Below are 18,114 nucleotides of genomic sequence, written 5' to 3'. Positions count from 1 at the left end.
GGCCTGAACTGAATGAAAAAGCCCGGCCGCAATATCGCAGCCGGGCTTTGACCTTGGTTGCTGGCGTTCGGTGTGCCGCTTATCCCAGCCAGCCGTCGCGCTTCAGCGCCTGATAGCCTTCGTCGAGGGTCTTCTCGGCGGTTTCTACCAGAATGTCCGCTTCTTCATGGGTCAGGACCAGCGGCGGCGAGATGATCAGGCTGTCGCGCACTGCCCGCATGACCATGCCGTTGCCGAAGGAAATGTCGCGGCAGATGGTGCCAGCGGTGCCGACGTCCTTGAACGGCCGGTGCGGGTTTTTCTTGTCCGGTACCAGTTCCAGCGCACCGACAAGGCCGGTCATGCGCGCTTCGCCGATCAACGGATGATCGCCCAGCTTCAGCCAGCGTTCCTTGAGATAAGGGCCGATATCGGTCTTGACGCGCTCGACCAGGCCTTCGCGCTCGATGATCTCCAGATTGGCGAGGGCTGCCGCGGCACAGGCCGGATGACCGGAATAGGTATAGCCGTGGTAGAACTCCTCGCCCGACAGCATCAGGCCCTCGGCCACACGGTCGGACACCATGACACCACCCATCGGCAGATAACCGGAGGTCAGGCCCTTGGCGATCGGCATCAGGTCCGGCTTCATGCCGTAGTGGGTCGAGCCGAACCATTCGCCGAGACGGCCGAACCCGCAGATGACCTCGTCGGAAACGAACAGGATGTCGCGCTCGTCGAGGATGCGGCGGATTTCGGGCCAATAGGTCTCCGGCGGAATGATGACACCGCCCGCACCCTGGATCGGTTCGGCAATGAAGGCCGCGACCTTGTCTTCGCCGATTTCATCGATGGCTTGTTCCAGCTTGCGGGCTGCAAAGACACCGAACTCTTCCGGGCTCATCTCATGGCCTTCACCGAACCAGTAGGGCTGGTCGATGTGATGGACGCCGGCAACCGGAAGGTCGCCCTGCTCATGCATGCCCTTCATGCCGCCCAGGCTGGTGCCGGCAAGCGTGGAGCCGTGATACCCGTTCCAACGGCCGATGATCACCTTCTTGTCCGGTTTCCCCATCTTGTCCCAATAGGTGCGGACCATGCGGAACACGGTGTCGTTGGCCTCGGAGCCTGACGAGCAGTAGAACACCCGGTTGATGTGATCGGGCGCCAGTTTCGCCAGCTTTTCCGAAAGGGCAATCGCAGGCGGATGGGTCGTCTTGAAGAACGTGTTGTAATAGGACAGCTCGTTCATCTGCTTGTAGACGGCGTCCGCAATTTCCTTGCGGCCATGGCCCACCTGAACGCACCACAGACCAGCCATGCCGTCCAGGATACGGTTGCCCTCCGAATCCGTCAGCCAGATGCCGTCGGCATGGGTAATCACCCGGCTGCCTTCCTCGTTCAGCGACTTCATGTCGGAAAACGGATGCCAGTGATGGGCGGCATCGAGTTCCTGAAGGGCCTTGGTCGGATAGATGTTGGAATGGGCCGTCATTGGCGAACGCTCCGGATAGTGACAGACGGGATCAGACGTTGAGCAGCAGGTATTCCCGCTCCCAGGGACTGATCACGGACATGAAGGTTTCAAATTCCTCGTATTTGATCGCTCGGTAGGTGGCGACGAACTGTTCGCCGAACACCTCGATCATTTCTTCGGATTTTTCGAACTTGGCGAGAGACTCGGGCAAGCCCCGCGGCAGGGACTTGGACCGCTCCGAACAGTCATCGGACTTCGGAGAATCAGGCTTCAAACCGCGGACCATGCCCAGATACCCGCAGGCAAGACTTGCGGCGATGGCGAGATACGGGTTGACGTCGGACCCCGGCACACGGTTTTCCAGTCGCCGGGCCTGGGCGTTGGAATAGGGCACGCGCAGGCCAACCGTGCGGTTGTCGTAGCCCCAATAGACGTTTACCGGCGCGGTCGAGGTCTTGGAGAACCGGCGGTAGGAATTGACGAAGGGCGCCATGATGCAGGTGACCCGCGGCAGGAACCGCTGGTGACCGGCGATGAACGACAGGAACGCCGGGGTTTCCTCGCCGTTTTCGTCGGCAAAGATGTTGAGCCCGGTTTCCTTGTCGATCACCGACTGGTGGATGTGCATCGCCGAACCCGGCTGGTTCGACATCGGCTTCGACATGAAGGTGGCATACATTTCGTGCCGCAGCGCGGCTTCACGGATCGTGCGCTTGAACAGGAACACCTGGTCGGCCAGGGCCAGCGGCTGGCCGTGGCGCAGGTTGATTTCCATCTGCGCCGCGCCTTCCTCGTGGATCATGGTGTCGATCTCGAGGCCCTGCTGTTCCGACAGGTCGTAGATGTCGTCGATCAGGTCGTCGAACTCGTTCAGCGCGGAAATCGAATAGGACTGACGCCCGACTTCCGGCCGGCCGGATCGGCCCCGGGGCGGTTCCAGCGGGTAGTCGGGATCGGTGTTCGGGCGGACGAGGTAGAACTCGATCTCCGGAGCCACCACCGGCTCCCAGCCCTTGTCCTCGTAGAGCTTGAGAACGCGCTTCAGCACGTTGCGCGGCGCGGTTTCAACCGGCTCGCCCTGGCGGGTAACAGCATCGTGGATGAGCTGCGCGGTCGGGTCGCTTTCCCAGGGCACCGTGGTCAGGGTGCTGTAGTCGGGTTTGAAATAGAGGTCGCCGTCAATGGGATTGTGCTGGAACCAGTCGTCGTCATCCGGATAATCACCCGAAATGGTTTGCGCGAAGATCGACGCGGGCATCGTCATGACGGGGCCGGAGAAGAATTTACCGGTCGGCATCATCTTGCCGCGGGCAACACCGGCAAGGTCCGGCACGATACACTCGATGTCCTGGATGTTGCGCGCGTTGAGCCAGTCACGGGCGGCGTCGACGTCCGGGACGCCGCGCAGGCTATCGACCGGGTTTTCGCTTTCGCTGGCAGGCGTTTCAGCAGTCACAAGAAGCTCCAATGGTTTGGCACTCGGGCCGGGGCAGGGAACGCCATTTGGACGGCAAACAGGGGCGTGATCAAGTACCTGTCTGCGAAGGGCTGCTCCGGATCGGAGAAATCATTTTGTGATCACAAAATGGCACGGCTTGAGGAAAGGATCAACCGCCTGATGCATCCGACAGGATTTCCTTGCCCAGAAGGCCCATGCCGTCGGCGATATCGGCCGCAATGGCAGCCCGCAGGGCAGGGGCATCCTGCCTTTCAATCGCCCGGATGGCTTCCTTGTGCCGGTCCTCCAGGCTGGCGGTGCCGACCCGGCCGTAGACCGTGCGCATGAACGGCGCGAACTGCAGCCACAGACTGTCGGTCAGCGGCAGAAGAACCTTGGAGCCGGACGCCCTGTAGATACGAAAATGAAAGGCGTGATTGAGCCGCATATAGGCCTCGGCATCGCCACTGGTCAGGCGCTCGTCGATGTCGTTATCGATCGATTGAAGGTCCTTTGCATCCCGAGATGTGAGGTGCGGAAGCGCCAATTCCGCCAGTTCAGGCTCCAGAAGAGTCCTGGCTCTTAACACCTCGTCGAAGCGGGCAGGGGTCATGTCGGGCACCTGCACCCGGCCGTTTGGTTTGACTTCGAGGGCGTTTTCCGCTGCCAGCCGTTGCAGCACTTCACGTACAGGCATCGGGCTGACGCCCAGTTCTGCTGCAAGGCCCCGGATCGTCACGGCTTTTCCGGGTATGAACCGGCCGGTCAGCATCCCGGACCGCACGGCGTTATCGACCTGCTGGCGGGTCGCGCCGCGAGACGTCGAGGGGTCACTTGCCGCCTTCACGGGGCCGGATTGCATGGCGGATCGCCGAAGGGCCAAAGACATTCTCCCGGAAAAGTCAAACGATGAATTACACGATCCTGCTTGACAGGGTTTTCAGAAAGTGATCACATTTTTAAAAAGGACGCAAACAAAAGCTGCCGCCTGCCGCATGAGTGCGGATGGCCAGTCCAGCAAGACGCAGGGGCGTAATAACTCTAAATGAACGAGCTTCCCCACCAGATCCTCGAGCATCCGGCGCTGCCCGGCTGGAAGACGGATTTCGAGGCCTTCATGGCTGCTCATCCAGATCTCGATACGCTCGAGGTCATTCTGCCGGATACCAACGGCGTGCTGCGCGGCAAGTGGCTGCCGGGCAAGGCGCTGGAAAAAGTGTTCGAGGGCGGCGTTGCCTTTCCCTATTCGCTCTACGGGCTGGATGTGTGGGGCCGTGAGGTCGAGGCCACCGGAATGCATCTGGAAACGGGTGACAAGGACGGTGTCTGCTGGCCGATCCCGGAAACGCTGAAACTGGTGCCCTGGGCCGACCGCAAAACCGCGCAGGTGCTTCTGTCCATGTATGACCGGGACGGCGATCCCTTCCTGGCCGATCCGCGTCACGTTCTGGAAAACATGGTCGACCGCCTGAAGGACGAATTCGGCGTGACGGCGACCTGCGCCTTCGAACTGGAATTCTATCTTTTCGAGGAGAGCGACGGCGACTGGACCGAGCAGCCCAAACCTCTGTTCTCCACGCATCTGGGCCCCGCAAGGCAGAACATGTATGCCCTGTCGGACCTTGAAGCCCTGCTGCCGGTGGTCGACGATTTGCGCCGGGCCTGCGAAATCCAGGGCATTCCGGCCGATGCGGCGGTTTCCGAAGCCGCGCCCGGCCAGTTCGAACTCAACCTGCATCATCGCCGCAACCCGCTGCTGGCTGCCGATGATGTCGTCATGCTGCGCCGCCTCGTCGCCGGGGTTGCCCGCAAGCACGAACTCAAGTCCTCCTTCATGGCCAAACCTTTCGTGGAATGGCCTGGCAACGGCATGCATGTGCATGTGTCCATGGAAGACGAAAACGGCAATTTGTTCGCTGACCCGGATACCGGCGCCGACAAGTTGGGCTATGCCATCAACGGTCTTTTGAAGACGATGCCGGAATCCCTGTTGCTGTTCATCTCGACCTTCAATGGCTTCCGCCGGATGCAGCCGGGCTCCTATGCGCCGGCTTCCATCTGCTGGGGATACGACAACCGATCCGTGGCCTTGCGCGTTCCGGCCTCGACACCGGAAGCGGCCCGTGTCGAACACCGGATCGCCGGCGCCGACGCCAATCCCTACCTCGTGCTCACCGGCGTTCTTGCCGGGATGATGGAAGGCCTCCGGCTGAAAAAGGATCCGCCTGCTCCTGTGACTGGCAACGCCTATGAGAAGCGCAAGAAACGCCTGACGCCCTGGATGGACGAGGCGATTGATGCTTTCGAAGCCTCAAAGCTGATGAAACAGGCAGTCGGCAAGGAAATGCACAAGGTGCTGACCGAGATCAAACGGGAGGAACTGAACGAATTTGGGCGGGAGATTTCGTCGCTTGAGCGACAGACCTATTTGTGATCGGCTGCTCAAAATCGACGCTGGACAAAAACCGGCGCCGTAGCCAACCTGCAGGACAGACAAGACGCCAACAGCGCAAATGTCCATTTGAAATAAGGCACTAGGCCGCCAATAGGCCACTGACAAAACTCTGAGGGGAGTTCTTAAATGACATTGAAATCCATGTTGACCGGGGTAGCCATTCTCAGCTTGATGAGCGGTGCTGCACTCGCCCAGGACAAGGTCGTGAATGTCTACAACTGGTCCGACTACATCGACGAAACCATTCTGGAAGACTTCACCAAGGAAACCGGCATCAAGGTCGTCTACGACGTGTTCGACAGCAACGAGGTTCTGGAAACCAAGCTGCTGGCAGGCGGCACGGGCTACGACATCGTGGTCCCGACCGGAACCTTCCTGGCGCGCCAGATCCAGGCAGGCGTCTTCTCCGAACTCGACAAGTCCAAACTGCCGAACCTGTCCAACATGTGGAAGGACATCGAGGCACGTGTCGACAAATACGATCCGGGCAACGAGCACTCCATCAACTACATGTGGGGCACGACCGGTCTCGGTTATAATGTCGAAAAGGTGAAAGCCGCCCTCGGCGACAACCCGCCGGTGGACAGCTGGGATCTCCTGTTCAAGAAGGAGAACATCGAGAAGCTGAAGGATTGCGGCGTGTTCATTCTGGATGCTCCGACCGAGCTGATCCCGGCCGCGCTCAACTATCTGGGCCTTGACCCGGACAGCAAGGATCCGGCGGAAATCGAGAAGGCGGGTGAGCTGCTGATGTCGGTGCGCCCCTATATCCAGAAGTTCCACTCGTCCGAATACATCAATGCGCTCGCCAACGGCGATATCTGTCTGGCGGTCGGCTGGTCCGGTGATGTTCTGCAGGCCCGTGACCGTGCGGCGGAAGCCGACAACGGCGTGACCGTCGAGTATTCGATCCCGAAAGAGGGGGCGCTGATGTGGTTCGACCAGATGGCGATCCCGGCGGATGCGCCGCACAAGGAAGAGGCGCACGAGTTCCTGAACTACATCATGCGTCCTGAAGTCATGGCGAAGGCCTCCAATGTGGTCTACTACGCCAACGGCAACAAGGCCTCGCAGGAATTCCTCAACGAGGACGTGATCGGCGATCCGGCAATCTACCCGCCCGAGGAAGCGGTGAAGAACCTCTACACCGTCACCCCATATCCGCCGAAGGTGAACCGGATTGTTACCCGCACCTGGACCAAGGTGAAGAGCGGTCAGTAAGCGAACGCGAACCGCCGGGCCCCTCCAAGGGTCCGGCGTTTTTGTTTCCTCGGGTCTCTTAGGGGTGGGAGATTGTTTTGGCGAAAAAATCGATTGGACCGGTTCGTCGGGCGTACAGCCCGTGGGATGATCCGGAAAAAGCACCGTTTATCGAATTCCGGAATGTCACGAAGAAGTTCGGCGACTTCACTGCGGTCAACAATCTGTCTCTGAAGATTTACGAGCGCGAGTTTTTCGCACTGCTCGGCGGTTCGGGTTGTGGCAAGACAACCTTGATGCGCATGCTGGCAGGTTTCGAGACGCCGACAACCGGACAGATCTTTCTGGATGGTCAGGATCTTGCCGGAATTCCGCCTTTCAAGCGTCCCTCCAACATGATGTTCCAGTCCTATGCGCTGTTCCCGCATATGAGTGTTGAAAAGAATATCGCCTTCGGTCTGAAGCAGGACAAGCTTCCGGCATCTGAGGTCGATGCACGCGTTGCTGAAATGCTGCGGCTGACCAAGTTGGAACAATTTGCCAAACGCCGGCCGCACCAGCTCTCGGGCGGTCAGCGCCAGCGCGTCGCGCTCGCCCGTTCGCTTGCCAAGCGCCCGAAGGTTCTCCTGCTCGATGAACCGCTCGGCGCCCTCGACCGCAAGCTACGCGAGGAAACCCAGTTCGAACTGATGAACATTCAGGAAGAACTGAAGATGACCTTCCTGATCGTTACCCACGACCAGGAAGAGGCCATGACAGTTGCCGACCGGATCGCCGTCATGGACAAGGGCGAACTGGTGCAGGTCGACACCCCGGCCGAAATCTACGAAGCTCCCAATTCCAAGTTCGTTGCCGATTTCATTGGCGACATCAACCTGATCGAAGCCAACGTCACCGAGAAATCGGAAGACGGCACCAAGCTTCGCTCGGTTGCGGATAATTTCACCATCGATAGCGATCAGGTAACCGACGCCGCCGTGGGCGACCGGGTCTGGTATGCCATTCGTCCGGAGAAGGTGCGTATTGCACAGGGGCGCCGTGAAAAGGGTTTGCCCAACAGGATCGACGGCGTCGTCTGGGATATCGCTTATCTGGGAGACATGTCCATCATCCATTCGAAGGTCGGCGACAACGACAAGGACACGTTGCGGGCCACCTTCGCCAATGTCTCGCGCATGGTCGAAAACCCGATCACCTGGGATGACGAAGTCGTCATGTCTTTCGACCGGGACGCCGGCGTCATTCTGAAAGGGTAGGAGGAAGCGATGTCAGAGCTGCACGTTCCCGCTCAACCCAAACGGACACTCGGTGGCTGGCTGCTGATCGCGGTGCCTTATGTCTGGCTGCTGATTTTCTTTCTGGCGCCGTTTCTGATCGTCTTCAAGATTTCCCTGTCCCAGGTGGCGGTTGCCATTCCACCCTATGTGCCGACCTTCGATCTGGCGGAGGGCTGGAATGGCATCTGGGACAGTGTTTCGGAGTTCTCCTTCGAAAACTACGTCTGGCTGACCGAAGACGACCTCTACTGGAAATCCTATCTGTCGTCGGTCGTCATCGCAGCCATCTCAACGCTGCTGACGCTCATCATCGGCTATCCGATCGCCTACGGCATGGCGCGCAGTCCGCAATCGATGCGCCCGACGCTGCTGATGCTGGTGATCCTGCCGTTCTGGACCAGCTTTCTGATCCGCGTCTACGCCTGGATCGGCATCCTGAAAAACGAAGGTCTTCTCAACCAGCTCCTGCTGACGCTCGGCATCATCGACGAGCCGCTGGTGATGATGAACACCAACATCGCGGTCTTTATCGGCATCGTCTATTCCTACCTGCCGTTCCTGGTCCTGCCTCTTTACGCCAGCCTGGAACGGCTGGACGGCAGCCTGCTGGAAGCCGCGGAGGATCTTGGCTGTCCCCCGTGGAAGGCTTTCTGGAAGATCACGTTGCCGTTGTCGCTGCCCGGCGTCATCGCCGGATGTTTCCTGGTGTTCATTCCCGCAGTGGGTGAATTCGTCATTCCGGATCTTCTCGGCGGTTCCAACACGCTGATGATCGGCAAGACGCTCTGGGTGGAATTTTTCAACAACCGCGACTGGCCTGTCTCGTCGGCGGTCGCCGTGATCCTTCTGCTGATCCTGGTGATTCCCATCGTGCTCTTCCAGAACCAGCAGCAGAAAATGGCGGAGAGAGAAGGATGACGCGCGGTCCGACCTGGTTCAACATCACCTCGCTCGTGGCGGGCTTTTCGTTCCTGTATCTGCCCATTGTGCTGCTGGTGATCTATTCCTTCAACGAAAGCCGGCTGGTGACCGTCTGGGGCGGTTTCTCTACCAAATGGTACGCTTCGCTGCTGCAGAACGATCAACTGCTCGATGCGGCCTGGGTGACCCTGCGCGTCGCCTTTGTATCGGCGACCCTCGCGACGATCATCGGCACAATCGCTGCGCTTGTTCTGGTGCGGTCCGGGCGGTTCGTCGGCCGGTCGCTGTTTTCCGGCATGATCTTCGCACCGCTGGTGATGCCCGAAGTGATCCTTGGCCTGTCACTGCTTCTGCTTTTCGTGGCCATGGATTATTCCCGCGGGTTCTGGACCGTGATGCTGGCGCATACAACCTTTGCAAGCTGCTATGTGGCCGTCGTGGTGCAGTCACGCCTGGTCGGTTTCGACAAATCCATAGAGGAGGCTGCGGAAGATCTCGGGTGCCCGCCGGTCAAAACCTTCTTCCTGATCACCTTGCCGATCATTCTGCCCGGTGTCATCGCCGGCTGGATGCTGGCCTTCACTCTGTCGCTGGACGATCTGGTGATCGCCAGCTTCACCACGGGGCCGGGCGCCACCACCTTGCCGATGAAGATCTATTCCCAGGTGCGGCTGGGCGTGACGCCGGAAATCAATGCGGTCTGCACCATCCTTGTTGCTCTTGTCACCATGGGCGTGATCGCTGCCTCGATCGCCACCAAACGCCAGCAAACGCAAAAGGAGAGGGATGAACGGGCCGCTTTCGGCGCGGAAGGCTGAAGACTGACGGCCTAAAGATGCGCGTCGGAGCGACCCACGAACGCCTCGAAGAGGCTGCCTACAATACTGATTTTTAACAAAACCATGCCTATATAACAGGCGGTTGGTGCACCTATTTGGTGTGCCTGGGCTGGTGGTTGTGTATTGGGGTATTGCGAGTGATGGCTTTGCGTGAAACAGAGCAGCTGCTGGCTCTGGAAAGCAGCGCTGTATCCCGGATCAAGGTTCGTGAAATCAAGGCCCCGACGCTTTCGGAAATGAAAAGTCTCTGGGCTTCCCTGAAAGGCGGCGTGGTATCGACGCCGTTTCAGACGCCGGAATTTCTCGCGGCCTTTCAGGAAAGCAAGCTGACGACAGGAGCCAGTGGATTTTCTGTCGGCGTTTTTGCGGAACCGGGCGAAAGCGAACCTCCCTTGATGTTGTTGCCGCTTGCGCGTTTTCAGCGGGGCCCCATCCGGGTCGTCGGCATGCCGGACTTTGGTCTGGCTGATCAGAATGCGCCGGCCTTTGGCGCTGGCTGCGGGCTCTCCGCACAGTGCCGGGCGGAAATGATCCGGGCCTTTCTGGAGCGTATAGATGATGCCGACATCGTCGATATCCACAAGCTGCACCACCGGGTCGATACCCTGGAAAATCCGTTAAGTTGCCTGCCGGAAACGATCTCGCAGAACAGCTCACTTGTTCTCGATCTTCACAGCGCGAATGCCTCTGGCAACTGGTCCGGCAAGTCCATCTACAAGAAGACCCGTTCCAAGTTCCGCCGGCTTGTGAGCGAAGGCGTTACGCTGGTCGAGGCGGTAACACCCGAAGAACGTGTTGACCTGTTCAGGACCCTGGCCGCTCAGCGAAGGGAACGGTTCCGCCAGCTCGGACGGGACGATAGCCTGGAGCGGGAAGACCGCTCTGGCTTCTATCTCCGCCTTGCGGCGATGGAGGCATCGTCGACGCCCTTCAAGACCCTGGCGCTGAAGCAGGGAGAAGAGACCGTGGCTGCCATGGTGCTGATGATGACGGGGGCGCAGGCGACTGCTGTCCTGGTGTCCATCGGCGATCAGAAATGGCACGCCTATTCGCCGGGCATGGTACTGTTTGCCAAGGCGATACAACGAGCTTACGAGACAGGTGCGCGCTGGTTCAGCTTTGGCACAGGTCAGCAGGAATACAAGCAACGGTTCGGTGGTGAGGAACACCCCTCTCACCGCCTGCTCATGCCTTTGAGCACACGCGGACGCCTGTTTGTCGGTGCCCGGGATGCGCATCGTGCCGCCCAGAACGTGCTCCAGATCGCGTTGCGCAGGAATGGGATGCAGACGTGAACGATAGGTCGGTCTCGCCGGGAAACGAGACGGTCCGCGGCCAGACGGCCGGGCACGAAATCCGTGTTGTCTGGCACGAGAAGCCCGACGCGGACCTTTTGCATTCGCTCTGGGCGTCTCTTCCCGGCGGAGCGCGATGCTCGGCTTTTCAAACCCCGCAATTCGTCGAGTGCTTCTTTCAGGAAATGGCACCCGAGGTCTGTGACACATACGGGATCCTTGCCGCCTAATCGCCCGGGCTTGCCGGACCCGCTTGCATTGCTGCCGATCATCCGCTTCCGGAAAGGTCCGGTCCGTGTCGCCTCGACGCCCGACCTTGGCGTGGCGGACCACAACGGCCCGGTTTTGAGCGCTGCGATCGCAAGCGAAGGCGATGAAACGGTGCAGGCAGTCATGTCCGCAATGATCGAGGCCATTCCGGACGCGGATGTGGTGGACATCAAGAAACTGCACGCGTCGATAGGCAGCGCTCGCAATCCCTTCTTCCTGCATCCAAAAGCGACAGTGGAAAGTTCCAGTCTTTACCTTGATGCCGAGGCGTTGCTCGCGGCCGGAGCCAGCTCCGGGAAAGGAATTTACAAGAAGACCAGGGTCAACTTTCGCAAGCTTCAAAGTGAAGGCGTGCAACTGGTCGAGGCGACGACCCCTGAAGAGCGAGTGAAAATACTCGAAACCCTGATGGTCTACAGGGCGGAGCGGTTCAAAGCGCTCGGTCGTGCGAACTCCTTGAAGCAGGACAATCGGGAGAATTTTTATCTCGCCCTGGCGGCCCGGGCGGGACGTGAAAATCCTCTCAAGGTTCTGGCGCTGATGTCGGGCGGTGACATTGTCGCCGTGACGGCCCTGCTGGTGGAAGATGGATGCGCAACCGGTATCTTGATTTCAATCGGCCCGGAACAATGGCAGCGGTTTTCGCCTGGCATGGTGGCACTCGTTCAATCCATCTACTGGGCGCGGGACAACAACATTCGGCTCTATGGTTTCGGCACCGGGCTGCAGGCGTACAAAAGCAGGTTTGGCGCCAAGGAACAGTCAACGCGGCGTTTGCTTTTGCCGCTCACGGTCAAAGGCTTGGCAGCAATCACGGCCCTGAAGGCCAAACGAAGTTTCAGGGCAACCCTTGATCGTTTGAAGCATCAGAAAAACAGCCAGACAGCCTGACCGGCAACCGTTATCCCGCCCGGGGTGGCCGGATCAGATAGATGACCAGCCAGATCGGCACGACGATGAACGCGCCCAGGATCATGTTGGGAATGGCCCAGTCCCGAAACTCCAGCATATAGATCCAGAGTTCCAGAGGGCTCATGCCGACGGAGCCCAGAATGTCCTGTGCAGTGATGTTCACGAAGGAAAGACCCGCGCCGACGAGCAGCGAGATGACCGCGATCTTGAAGAATGTCGACAGAAACGGGAACACTGTGCGTGAAGTCTTTCAGTAGGTTCTAGGTATCCGGTGGTAGGCAGGGTGGCGATAACACCCCACGGACGATGTCCAATTCTTGCCATTAAGAATTTACAAACCATAAACAACTTGCCGGAAACTGCGCAGAGCCGTGAGGCAACGGCGGTCTGGAGGCGGGCAACGCGGCGCAAACCGATTAAGTGACGAGCCAGTCATGTTTTTCGCTGCAACGCGGGAAAGAGCTCTTGACCCGGTCGAACCTAGCGGCGAATGTGCGCTTCACGCACATAGCGGTCTTAAACGGGAGTGAAACATGGACAAAATTTATCCGGACGCAAAGGCCGCCCTTGAGGGGCTGACCTTTGACGGCATGACGGTGATGGCCGGCGGGTTCGGCCTCTGCGGCATTCCGGAAAATCTGATTGTGGCGCTCCGGGATTCCGGAGCCAAGGACATCACCGCCATTTCCAACAATGCCGGTGTTGATGACTTTGGCCTCGGTCTTCTGCTGCAGACACGCCAGATCAAGAAGATGGTTTCGTCCTACGTCGGTGAAAACGCGACTTTCGAAAAGCAGTACCTCAACGGTGAGCTTGAGCTTGAGTTCAACCCGCAGGGCACGCTGGCCGAGCGCATCCGCGCCGGTGGCGCTGGCATTCCGGGCTTCTACACCAAGACCGGCGTCGGCACCCTGATTGCTGACGGCAAGGAACACAAGGACTTCAACGGCGAGACCTACATCATGGAAACCGGCCTGGTGGCCGATGTATCGCTGGTCAAGGCCTGGAAGGCCGACAAGGAAGGCAACCTGATCTACCGCAAGACCGCGCGCAACTTCAATCCGATGATGGCGACGGCCGGAAAGACCTGTGTGGTGGAAGTGGAGGAGCTGGTTGAGATCGGTGAGCTTGATACCGATAACATCCACACCGCCGGCATCTTCGTCGACCGCATCATCGTCGGCAAACACGAAAAACGTATCGAAAAGCGCACCACGCGCGCAGCCTGAGGGAGATAACATCATGGCCTGGACTCGTGATGACATGGCAAAGCGTGCCGCGCAGGAACTGGAAGACGGCTTCTATGTGAACCTGGGCATCGGCATTCCGACCCTGGTATCCAACTATATTCCGGACGGCGTTCACGTGACCCTTCAGTCGGAAAACGGCATGCTTGGCATGGGCCCGTTCCCGACCGATGACGAGGTCGACGCGGACCTCATCAACGCCGGCAAGCAGACCATCACCGAACTGCCGCAGACCAGCTATTTCTCGTCTGCCGACAGCTTCGGCATGATCCGCGGCGGTCATATCGACCTGTCGATCCTGGGCGCTATGGAAGTGTCAGAAGCCGGTGATCTCGCCAACTGGATGATCCCGGGCAAGATGGTCAAGGGCATGGGCGGTGCCATGGACCTCGTCGCCGGTGTCAAACGCGTGGTCGTGATCATGGATCACACCTCGAAAGCCGGCGACCCCAAGCTTCTGAATGAGTGCTCGCTGCCGCTCACCGGCGTGAAATGTGTTGACCGCGTCATCACCAATCTCGGTGTCTTCGATGTTGTCGACGGCGGCCTGAAGGTGGTTGAACTCGCCGAGGACGTAACGCTGGACGAAGTCAAGGAAAAGACGCAGGCGACAATCGTGAGCTAAGACCGTTACGGTCGTCAGTGTCGTTCAAGAAAAGGTGCCTGCAACCGTGCAGGCACCTTTTTTCATACCCGCAGAGGGGCATCCCGGCGCATCTTCAGCGTCTGTCGTTCAACACCTTCAAAGTCGCCCAATCGTCCAGACCGTCCGGCCGCGGAGACGGGACCGGAAGACGGCAGCCCGTCTGCCGCCTGAAGTCTCAAGCGGCAGGCTGCAAGTGTCTTATTCCGCCGCTTCGTTCTTCCGGCGTTCGCCAATGGGGCGGATTGCGGGGAAGTCCTGGTCGGTCAGCGTTTCCTTCGCGAGCAGCATCGTGGCGCCTTCGTCAAGCTCTTTGCGATGGCTGTTCAAGAGGTCCTTGGCCCGCTGAAAGGCAACTTCCACCCGTTGCTTGATGGCGATATCGATTTCCCTCTGCGTCTCCTCGGAAACCTCGGCAACGTCTCCGGAGGGCTGCCCAAGAAAGTTCTGACGCTGGGTGGAATAGGCACGATTGCCCAGATCGGTATCCATGCCGTAGCGCATGACCATGTCGCGGGCAACTTCGGTCACTTTCTGAAGGTCGTCGGAGGCACCGGTGGAGATCTCGTTGAACACGATCTCCTCCGCCGCCCGGCCGCCCATCAGAACGGCCATGCGGTTTTCCAGATCCTGTGAAGACAGGAGGAAACGGTCTTCAGTCGGCCGCTGCATCGTGTAGCCGAGGGCGCCTATGCCGCGCGGGATGATCGAGATCTTGTGCACAGGGTCGCAACCGTCCAGATTTGCGGCCACCAGGGCATGACCCATTTCGTGGAAGGCGACGGTCCTGCGTTCCTTGTCGGACAGGATCCGGCTGCGCTTCTCCAGCCCGGCGACGACACGCTCCACCGCTTCGTTGAAGTCCAGAAGTGTGACGGCGTCGGCCTGCCGCCGTGTTGCCAGCAGGGCGGCCTCGTTCACCAGCGTCGCAAGATCGGCGCCGGAGAAACCGGCCGTAAGCTGGGCCACCTGGTCGAGATCGATATCGGCGGCCAGTTTGATCTTTTTCACATGAACGTCGAGGATCGCCCGCCGGCCGATCTTGTCCGGCCGGTCAACCAGCACCTGCCGGTCGAAGCGCCCGGCGCGCAGGAGGGCAGCGTCCAGGATTTCGGGCCGGTTCGTAGCCGCCAGAAGGATGATGCCGCTGGAGGGGTCGAACCCGTCGAGTTCGGTCAGGAGCTGGTTGAGAGTTTGTTCCTTCTCGTCGTTGCTGCCCATGGGACCGGCCGCACGCGTCCGGCCGAGCGCGTCCAGCTCATCGATGAAGATGATGGCGGGCGCGGCCTTGCGGGCCTGCTCGAAGAGGTCACGCACACGTGCCGCGCCGACACCGACGAACATTTCCACGAATTCCGAACCGGAGATCGAGAAGAACGGCACACCGGCCTCGCCTGCCACGGCCCGGGCAAGCAGCGTCTTGCCTGTGCCAGGAGGGCCGACCAGAAGGATGCCCTTGGGCACATGTGCGCCCAGACGGCCGTAGGATGTCGGCTCCTTCAGAAAGTCGACAATTTCCTTCAGTTCCCGTTTGGCTTCATCCACGCCGGCGACATTCTGAAACCGGACCTTCACGTCCTTTTCGACAAATACCTTTGCCTTGGACTTGCCCACCGTCATCATGCCGCCCATGCCCTGTTTCTCGGCAAAACGGCGGATGAAGAACATCCAGAGACCGAACAGCAGCAGCACCGGCAGCACCCAGGAGAGGATGTCGCGAATGAAGGTGTTCTGGACGACGCCGGTGTATTTCACGTCATATTTGCTGAGTTCGTCGGCGAGAGGCACCTCGACGCGGGTGGCGACGAAATACTGCTTTCCGTCCTTGAGCGCGGCTTTGAACTTGCCTTCGATATAGTTCTCCTTGATGGCGATCTCCTCGATCTTTCCATCCTTGAGATACTGTTCGAACTGGCTGTATGGGATTTGCTCAACGGTCCTGTAGGTGGTCCACCAGCTTTGGAACATCAGCACCAGCATCATGGCGATGAAGGCGTACCAAAGGTTTATCTGGTGTTTCTTTTCCATTGAGGGATCGTCCTGCTGTCTATGTGAATTGTGTCGCCATTGACGCGGTTCGCCCGGATGCTGTCAAGGGCGCGGGACGGCAGGACTGCCGGTTCTGACTGGCCGGTTCAGACGGCCGGCTCAACCTGCCGTCTGGAAGTTTGCGTACGGAACGACGATGCGCTGGAGCGGGCAAGGTAGATCACCGGGATCAGACCGACCAGGACGATCGCAAGAGACGGCAAGGCCGCCTCGCCAAACGCTTCGCGCGAAGCTGCCTCGAACACGGTCGTTGCCAGGGTTTCGAAGTTGAATGGGCGCAGCAGCACGGTGGCCGGCAGCTCTTTCATGCAATCAACGAAACTGAGGAGGGCCGCGGACAAAAGCACCGGCTTCAGGATCGGCAGGTGGATTTGCGTCAGGGTCTGCCCGCTATTGCGGCCGAGCGTGCGTGCGGCCATGTCGAGATGCGGCGTGATCCGGCCAAACCCGCCTTCCACCTGGCCATAGGAGACGGCGAGGAATCGAACCACATAGGCGAACACCAGGCCGGTGCCGCTGCCCAGCAGCAATAGCCCGGTATTGATGCCGAACCAGGCTTCCATGCGGGCGTCGAGAAAATTGTCGAAACCCGCGAGTGGCACAAGAATGCCGATGGCCAGAACGGTGCCCGGGATGGCGTAGCCGATGGAGGCGAGCCGGACGGCGACTTTCAGCGGGCCTTTGGGGTTGAGGCGCAGGGCATAGGCAAGGGCAACGGAAATCAGCACGGTGATAAACGCAGCAATGGCGGCAAGGCTCAGACTGTTCCAGACGGCATCCAGAAAGCCGCTGTCCCAGAAGTTCTCCAGCCGCCGACTGGCGAGGTCCGCAAGCAACAGGCCGGGTACAACGAAACCGACAAAGACGGGCGTCAGGCACAACAGCAAGGCAAGCGCAGCCTGCCAGCGGCCGAGCTCGAAGCGTGTCGGAGGTCGGTGCTTGGAGCCGCCGCCGCTGTCGAAGCGCTGCTTGCGCCGCCCGAACCGTTCCAGCCACAGCAGGAAGAACACCATCACCAGCATTGCCAGCGCAAGCTGAGCGGCTCCGCCGAGGCTCGAGCGGTGCAGCCAGGTGTCATAGACGGAAAAGGTCAGCGTCTTCACGCCGAAGAATGTCACCGCGCCGATATCGTTGAGGCATTCCATCAAGGCGAGCGATATGCCGATGACAATGGCAGGCCGTGCCAGCGGTAGGGCGACGCGGAAGAAGAGCCCGTAGGGCGAAGCCCCCAGGGTGCGGGAAACATCCAGCGTAGAGGCGGACTGGATCAGGAAGCTCGCCCGGGTCGTCAGATAGACATAAGGGTAGAGCACTGCGCCCATGACGAAGATGGCGCCGCCGAGCGAGCGGATCTCGGGAAACCAGTAGTCTCTGGACGTCTTGAAGCCGAAAATCGCACGGATCATGCTCTGCACCGGTCCCGTATAATCGAGCACTTCGACATAGGCGAAAGCGACGATGTAGGTCGGCACGGCAAGAGGCACGAGGAGGGCCCAGTCGAGCACCTTTCTGCCCGGAAAATTGCACATCGTTACCAGCCAGGCCGTGGCAACGCCGGTAATGCCCGTGGTGAGGCCGACGCCCAGCATCAGCAGAAACGTTGTCTGCAGAGAGCCCGGCAGAACCGTTGTCAGAAGATGGCCCCAGACCTCGCCAGTGGGCGTCAACGCGATCCACACGATTGCTGCCATTGGCATAAGCACCAGCGCGGCGATCGTCAGCGATGCGATTTGCCAGAAACGGTCAGCAACAGTGAGGGAGGGCGTGCGCAGCAAGGCCTGTCATTTCTTTGAGAATGGTTCGCAGGAAGCTCTATAGGCAATTGGAGGAAAATGCAAAAGCCAGCCTTTGGTCCTGTCGGCACTTTTTGAGAAGTTCTGGCCGATGAAACGAGAGGCCTCGTAATGTTTCGAGGCCTTCGCCCAATATTCCCGGGCAAGGGGAGGGGGACTGGCTGTAGCAGACGGGTGAGGCCGCACAATACCGGGTAACGCAAGCTGCCGTGGTTTGGGGGGCAACGGTGAGGCCTTCGCGTTGAGCTTCGGATCGGCCCCAGGAACGTGCACACCCGGCGCAAAGCCTGCGTTCCCATCCCCAACGGAAAAGCGCCGC

Annotated in this window: 16 protein-coding genes; 10 read left to right on the top strand and 6 right to left on the bottom strand. The window is 59.7% G+C overall.

Translation table 11 applies throughout. The features are described 5' to 3' along the window. Positions 1–79: 79 nt before the first annotated feature. The 3 genes from FMN63_RS17430 to FMN63_RS17420 all read right to left on the bottom strand — a co-directional run bounded on the left by FMN63_RS17430 (position 80) and on the right by FMN63_RS17420 (position 3,756). Positions 80–1,474 (bottom strand): aspartate aminotransferase family protein, encoded by a 1,395-nt coding sequence (locus tag FMN63_RS17430; protein ID WP_148585366.1) that lies wholly within the window; start codon positions 1,472–1,474, stop codon positions 80–82. A 31-nt stretch (positions 1,475–1,505) separates the two neighbouring features. Next, positions 1,506–2,912, bottom strand: a complete 1,407-nt coding sequence (locus FMN63_RS17425; protein ID WP_148585365.1) for a glutamine synthetase family protein — start codon at positions 2,910–2,912, stop codon at positions 1,506–1,508. A 151-nt stretch (positions 2,913–3,063) separates the two neighbouring features. Continuing rightward, positions 3,064–3,756 (bottom strand): GntR family transcriptional regulator, encoded by a 693-nt coding sequence (locus FMN63_RS17420; RefSeq protein WP_162855046.1) that lies wholly within the window; start codon positions 3,754–3,756, stop codon positions 3,064–3,066. Positions 3,757–3,939: 183 nt separating this feature from the next. Between FMN63_RS17420 and FMN63_RS17415 the strand changes: the two genes are divergently transcribed. The 8 genes from FMN63_RS17415 (at position 3,940) to FMN63_RS17380 (ending at position 12,042) form a co-directional block, all read left to right on the top strand. Then, complete coding sequence (locus FMN63_RS17415) at positions 3,940–5,328, top strand: glutamine synthetase family protein (RefSeq protein WP_148585364.1); 1,389 nt, start codon at positions 3,940–3,942, stop codon at positions 5,326–5,328. 147 nt (positions 5,329–5,475) lie between these two features. After that, positions 5,476–6,570, top strand: coding sequence for a polyamine ABC transporter substrate-binding protein (locus FMN63_RS17410; RefSeq protein WP_148585363.1), 1,095 nt, complete (start codon positions 5,476–5,478; stop codon positions 6,568–6,570). Between the two features lie 77 nt (positions 6,571–6,647). Next, positions 6,648–7,805: an ABC transporter ATP-binding protein gene (locus FMN63_RS17405; RefSeq protein WP_148585362.1), complete on the top strand. Its 1,158-nt coding sequence runs from the start codon at positions 6,648–6,650 to the stop codon at positions 7,803–7,805. 9 nt (positions 7,806–7,814) lie between these two features. Continuing rightward, positions 7,815–8,744 (top strand): ABC transporter permease subunit, encoded by a 930-nt coding sequence (locus FMN63_RS17400; RefSeq protein WP_148585361.1) that lies wholly within the window; start codon positions 7,815–7,817, stop codon positions 8,742–8,744. After that, positions 8,741–9,565 carry an ABC transporter permease gene (locus FMN63_RS17395; RefSeq protein WP_148585360.1) on the top strand — a complete coding sequence of 275 codons (825 nt, stop codon included), beginning with the start codon at positions 8,741–8,743 and terminating at the stop codon, positions 9,563–9,565. Before FMN63_RS17400 ends, FMN63_RS17395 begins: the two co-directional genes overlap by 4 nt. 161 nt (positions 9,566–9,726) lie before the next feature. Next, the gene (locus tag FMN63_RS17390) at positions 9,727–10,881 is read left to right on the top strand and encodes a GNAT family N-acetyltransferase (RefSeq protein ID WP_148585359.1); all 1,155 of its coding nucleotides are present in this window, start codon (positions 9,727–9,729) and stop codon (positions 10,879–10,881) included. Next, the gene (locus tag FMN63_RS17385) at positions 10,878–11,111 is read left to right on the top strand and encodes a hypothetical protein (RefSeq protein ID WP_148585358.1); all 234 of its coding nucleotides are present in this window, start codon (positions 10,878–10,880) and stop codon (positions 11,109–11,111) included. Before FMN63_RS17390 ends, FMN63_RS17385 begins: the two co-directional genes overlap by 4 nt. Further along, positions 11,101–12,042, top strand: a complete 942-nt coding sequence (locus FMN63_RS17380; protein WP_148585357.1) for a GNAT family N-acetyltransferase — start codon at positions 11,101–11,103, stop codon at positions 12,040–12,042. The genes FMN63_RS17385 and FMN63_RS17380 overlap by 11 nt, the downstream gene beginning before the upstream one ends. 10 nt (positions 12,043–12,052) lie before the next feature. Here the strand turns inward: FMN63_RS17380 and FMN63_RS17375 are convergent, their stop codons facing one another. Next, positions 12,053–12,298, bottom strand: a complete 246-nt coding sequence (locus FMN63_RS17375) for a DUF6460 domain-containing protein (protein WP_148585356.1) — start codon at positions 12,296–12,298, stop codon at positions 12,053–12,055. 298 nt (positions 12,299–12,596) lie between these two features. On the opposite strand from FMN63_RS17375, the gene FMN63_RS17370 reads away from it, so the two are divergent. Further along, entirely contained in the window at positions 12,597–13,292 is a 696-nt protein-coding gene (locus tag FMN63_RS17370; RefSeq protein ID WP_148585355.1) for a CoA transferase subunit A, read from the top strand. A gap of 13 nt (positions 13,293–13,305) precedes the next feature. After that, complete coding sequence (locus tag FMN63_RS17365; protein ID WP_148585354.1) at positions 13,306–13,935, top strand: CoA transferase subunit B; 630 nt, start codon at positions 13,306–13,308, stop codon at positions 13,933–13,935. A gap of 219 nt (positions 13,936–14,154) precedes the next feature. On the opposite strand, the gene ftsH is transcribed toward FMN63_RS17365, so the two are convergent. Together ftsH and FMN63_RS17355 are read right to left on the bottom strand one after the other, a co-directional pair. Next, positions 14,155–15,981, bottom strand: coding sequence for an ATP-dependent zinc metalloprotease FtsH (gene ftsH / locus FMN63_RS17360; protein WP_148585353.1), 1,827 nt, complete (start codon positions 15,979–15,981; stop codon positions 14,155–14,157). Positions 15,982–16,088: 107 nt separating this feature from the next. Then, positions 16,089–17,777, bottom strand: coding sequence for an ABC transporter permease (locus tag FMN63_RS17355; protein ID WP_148585352.1), 1,689 nt, complete (start codon positions 17,775–17,777; stop codon positions 16,089–16,091). Between the last annotated feature and the right edge of the window lie 337 nt (positions 17,778–18,114).

Source organism: Stappia sp. BW2, assembly GCF_008107695.1.
GTDB lineage: Bacteria > Pseudomonadota > Alphaproteobacteria > Rhizobiales > Stappiaceae > Roseibium.
Note: the sequence above shows the minus strand (reverse complement) of the source record. Positions and strands in the feature narration are given on the sequence as shown.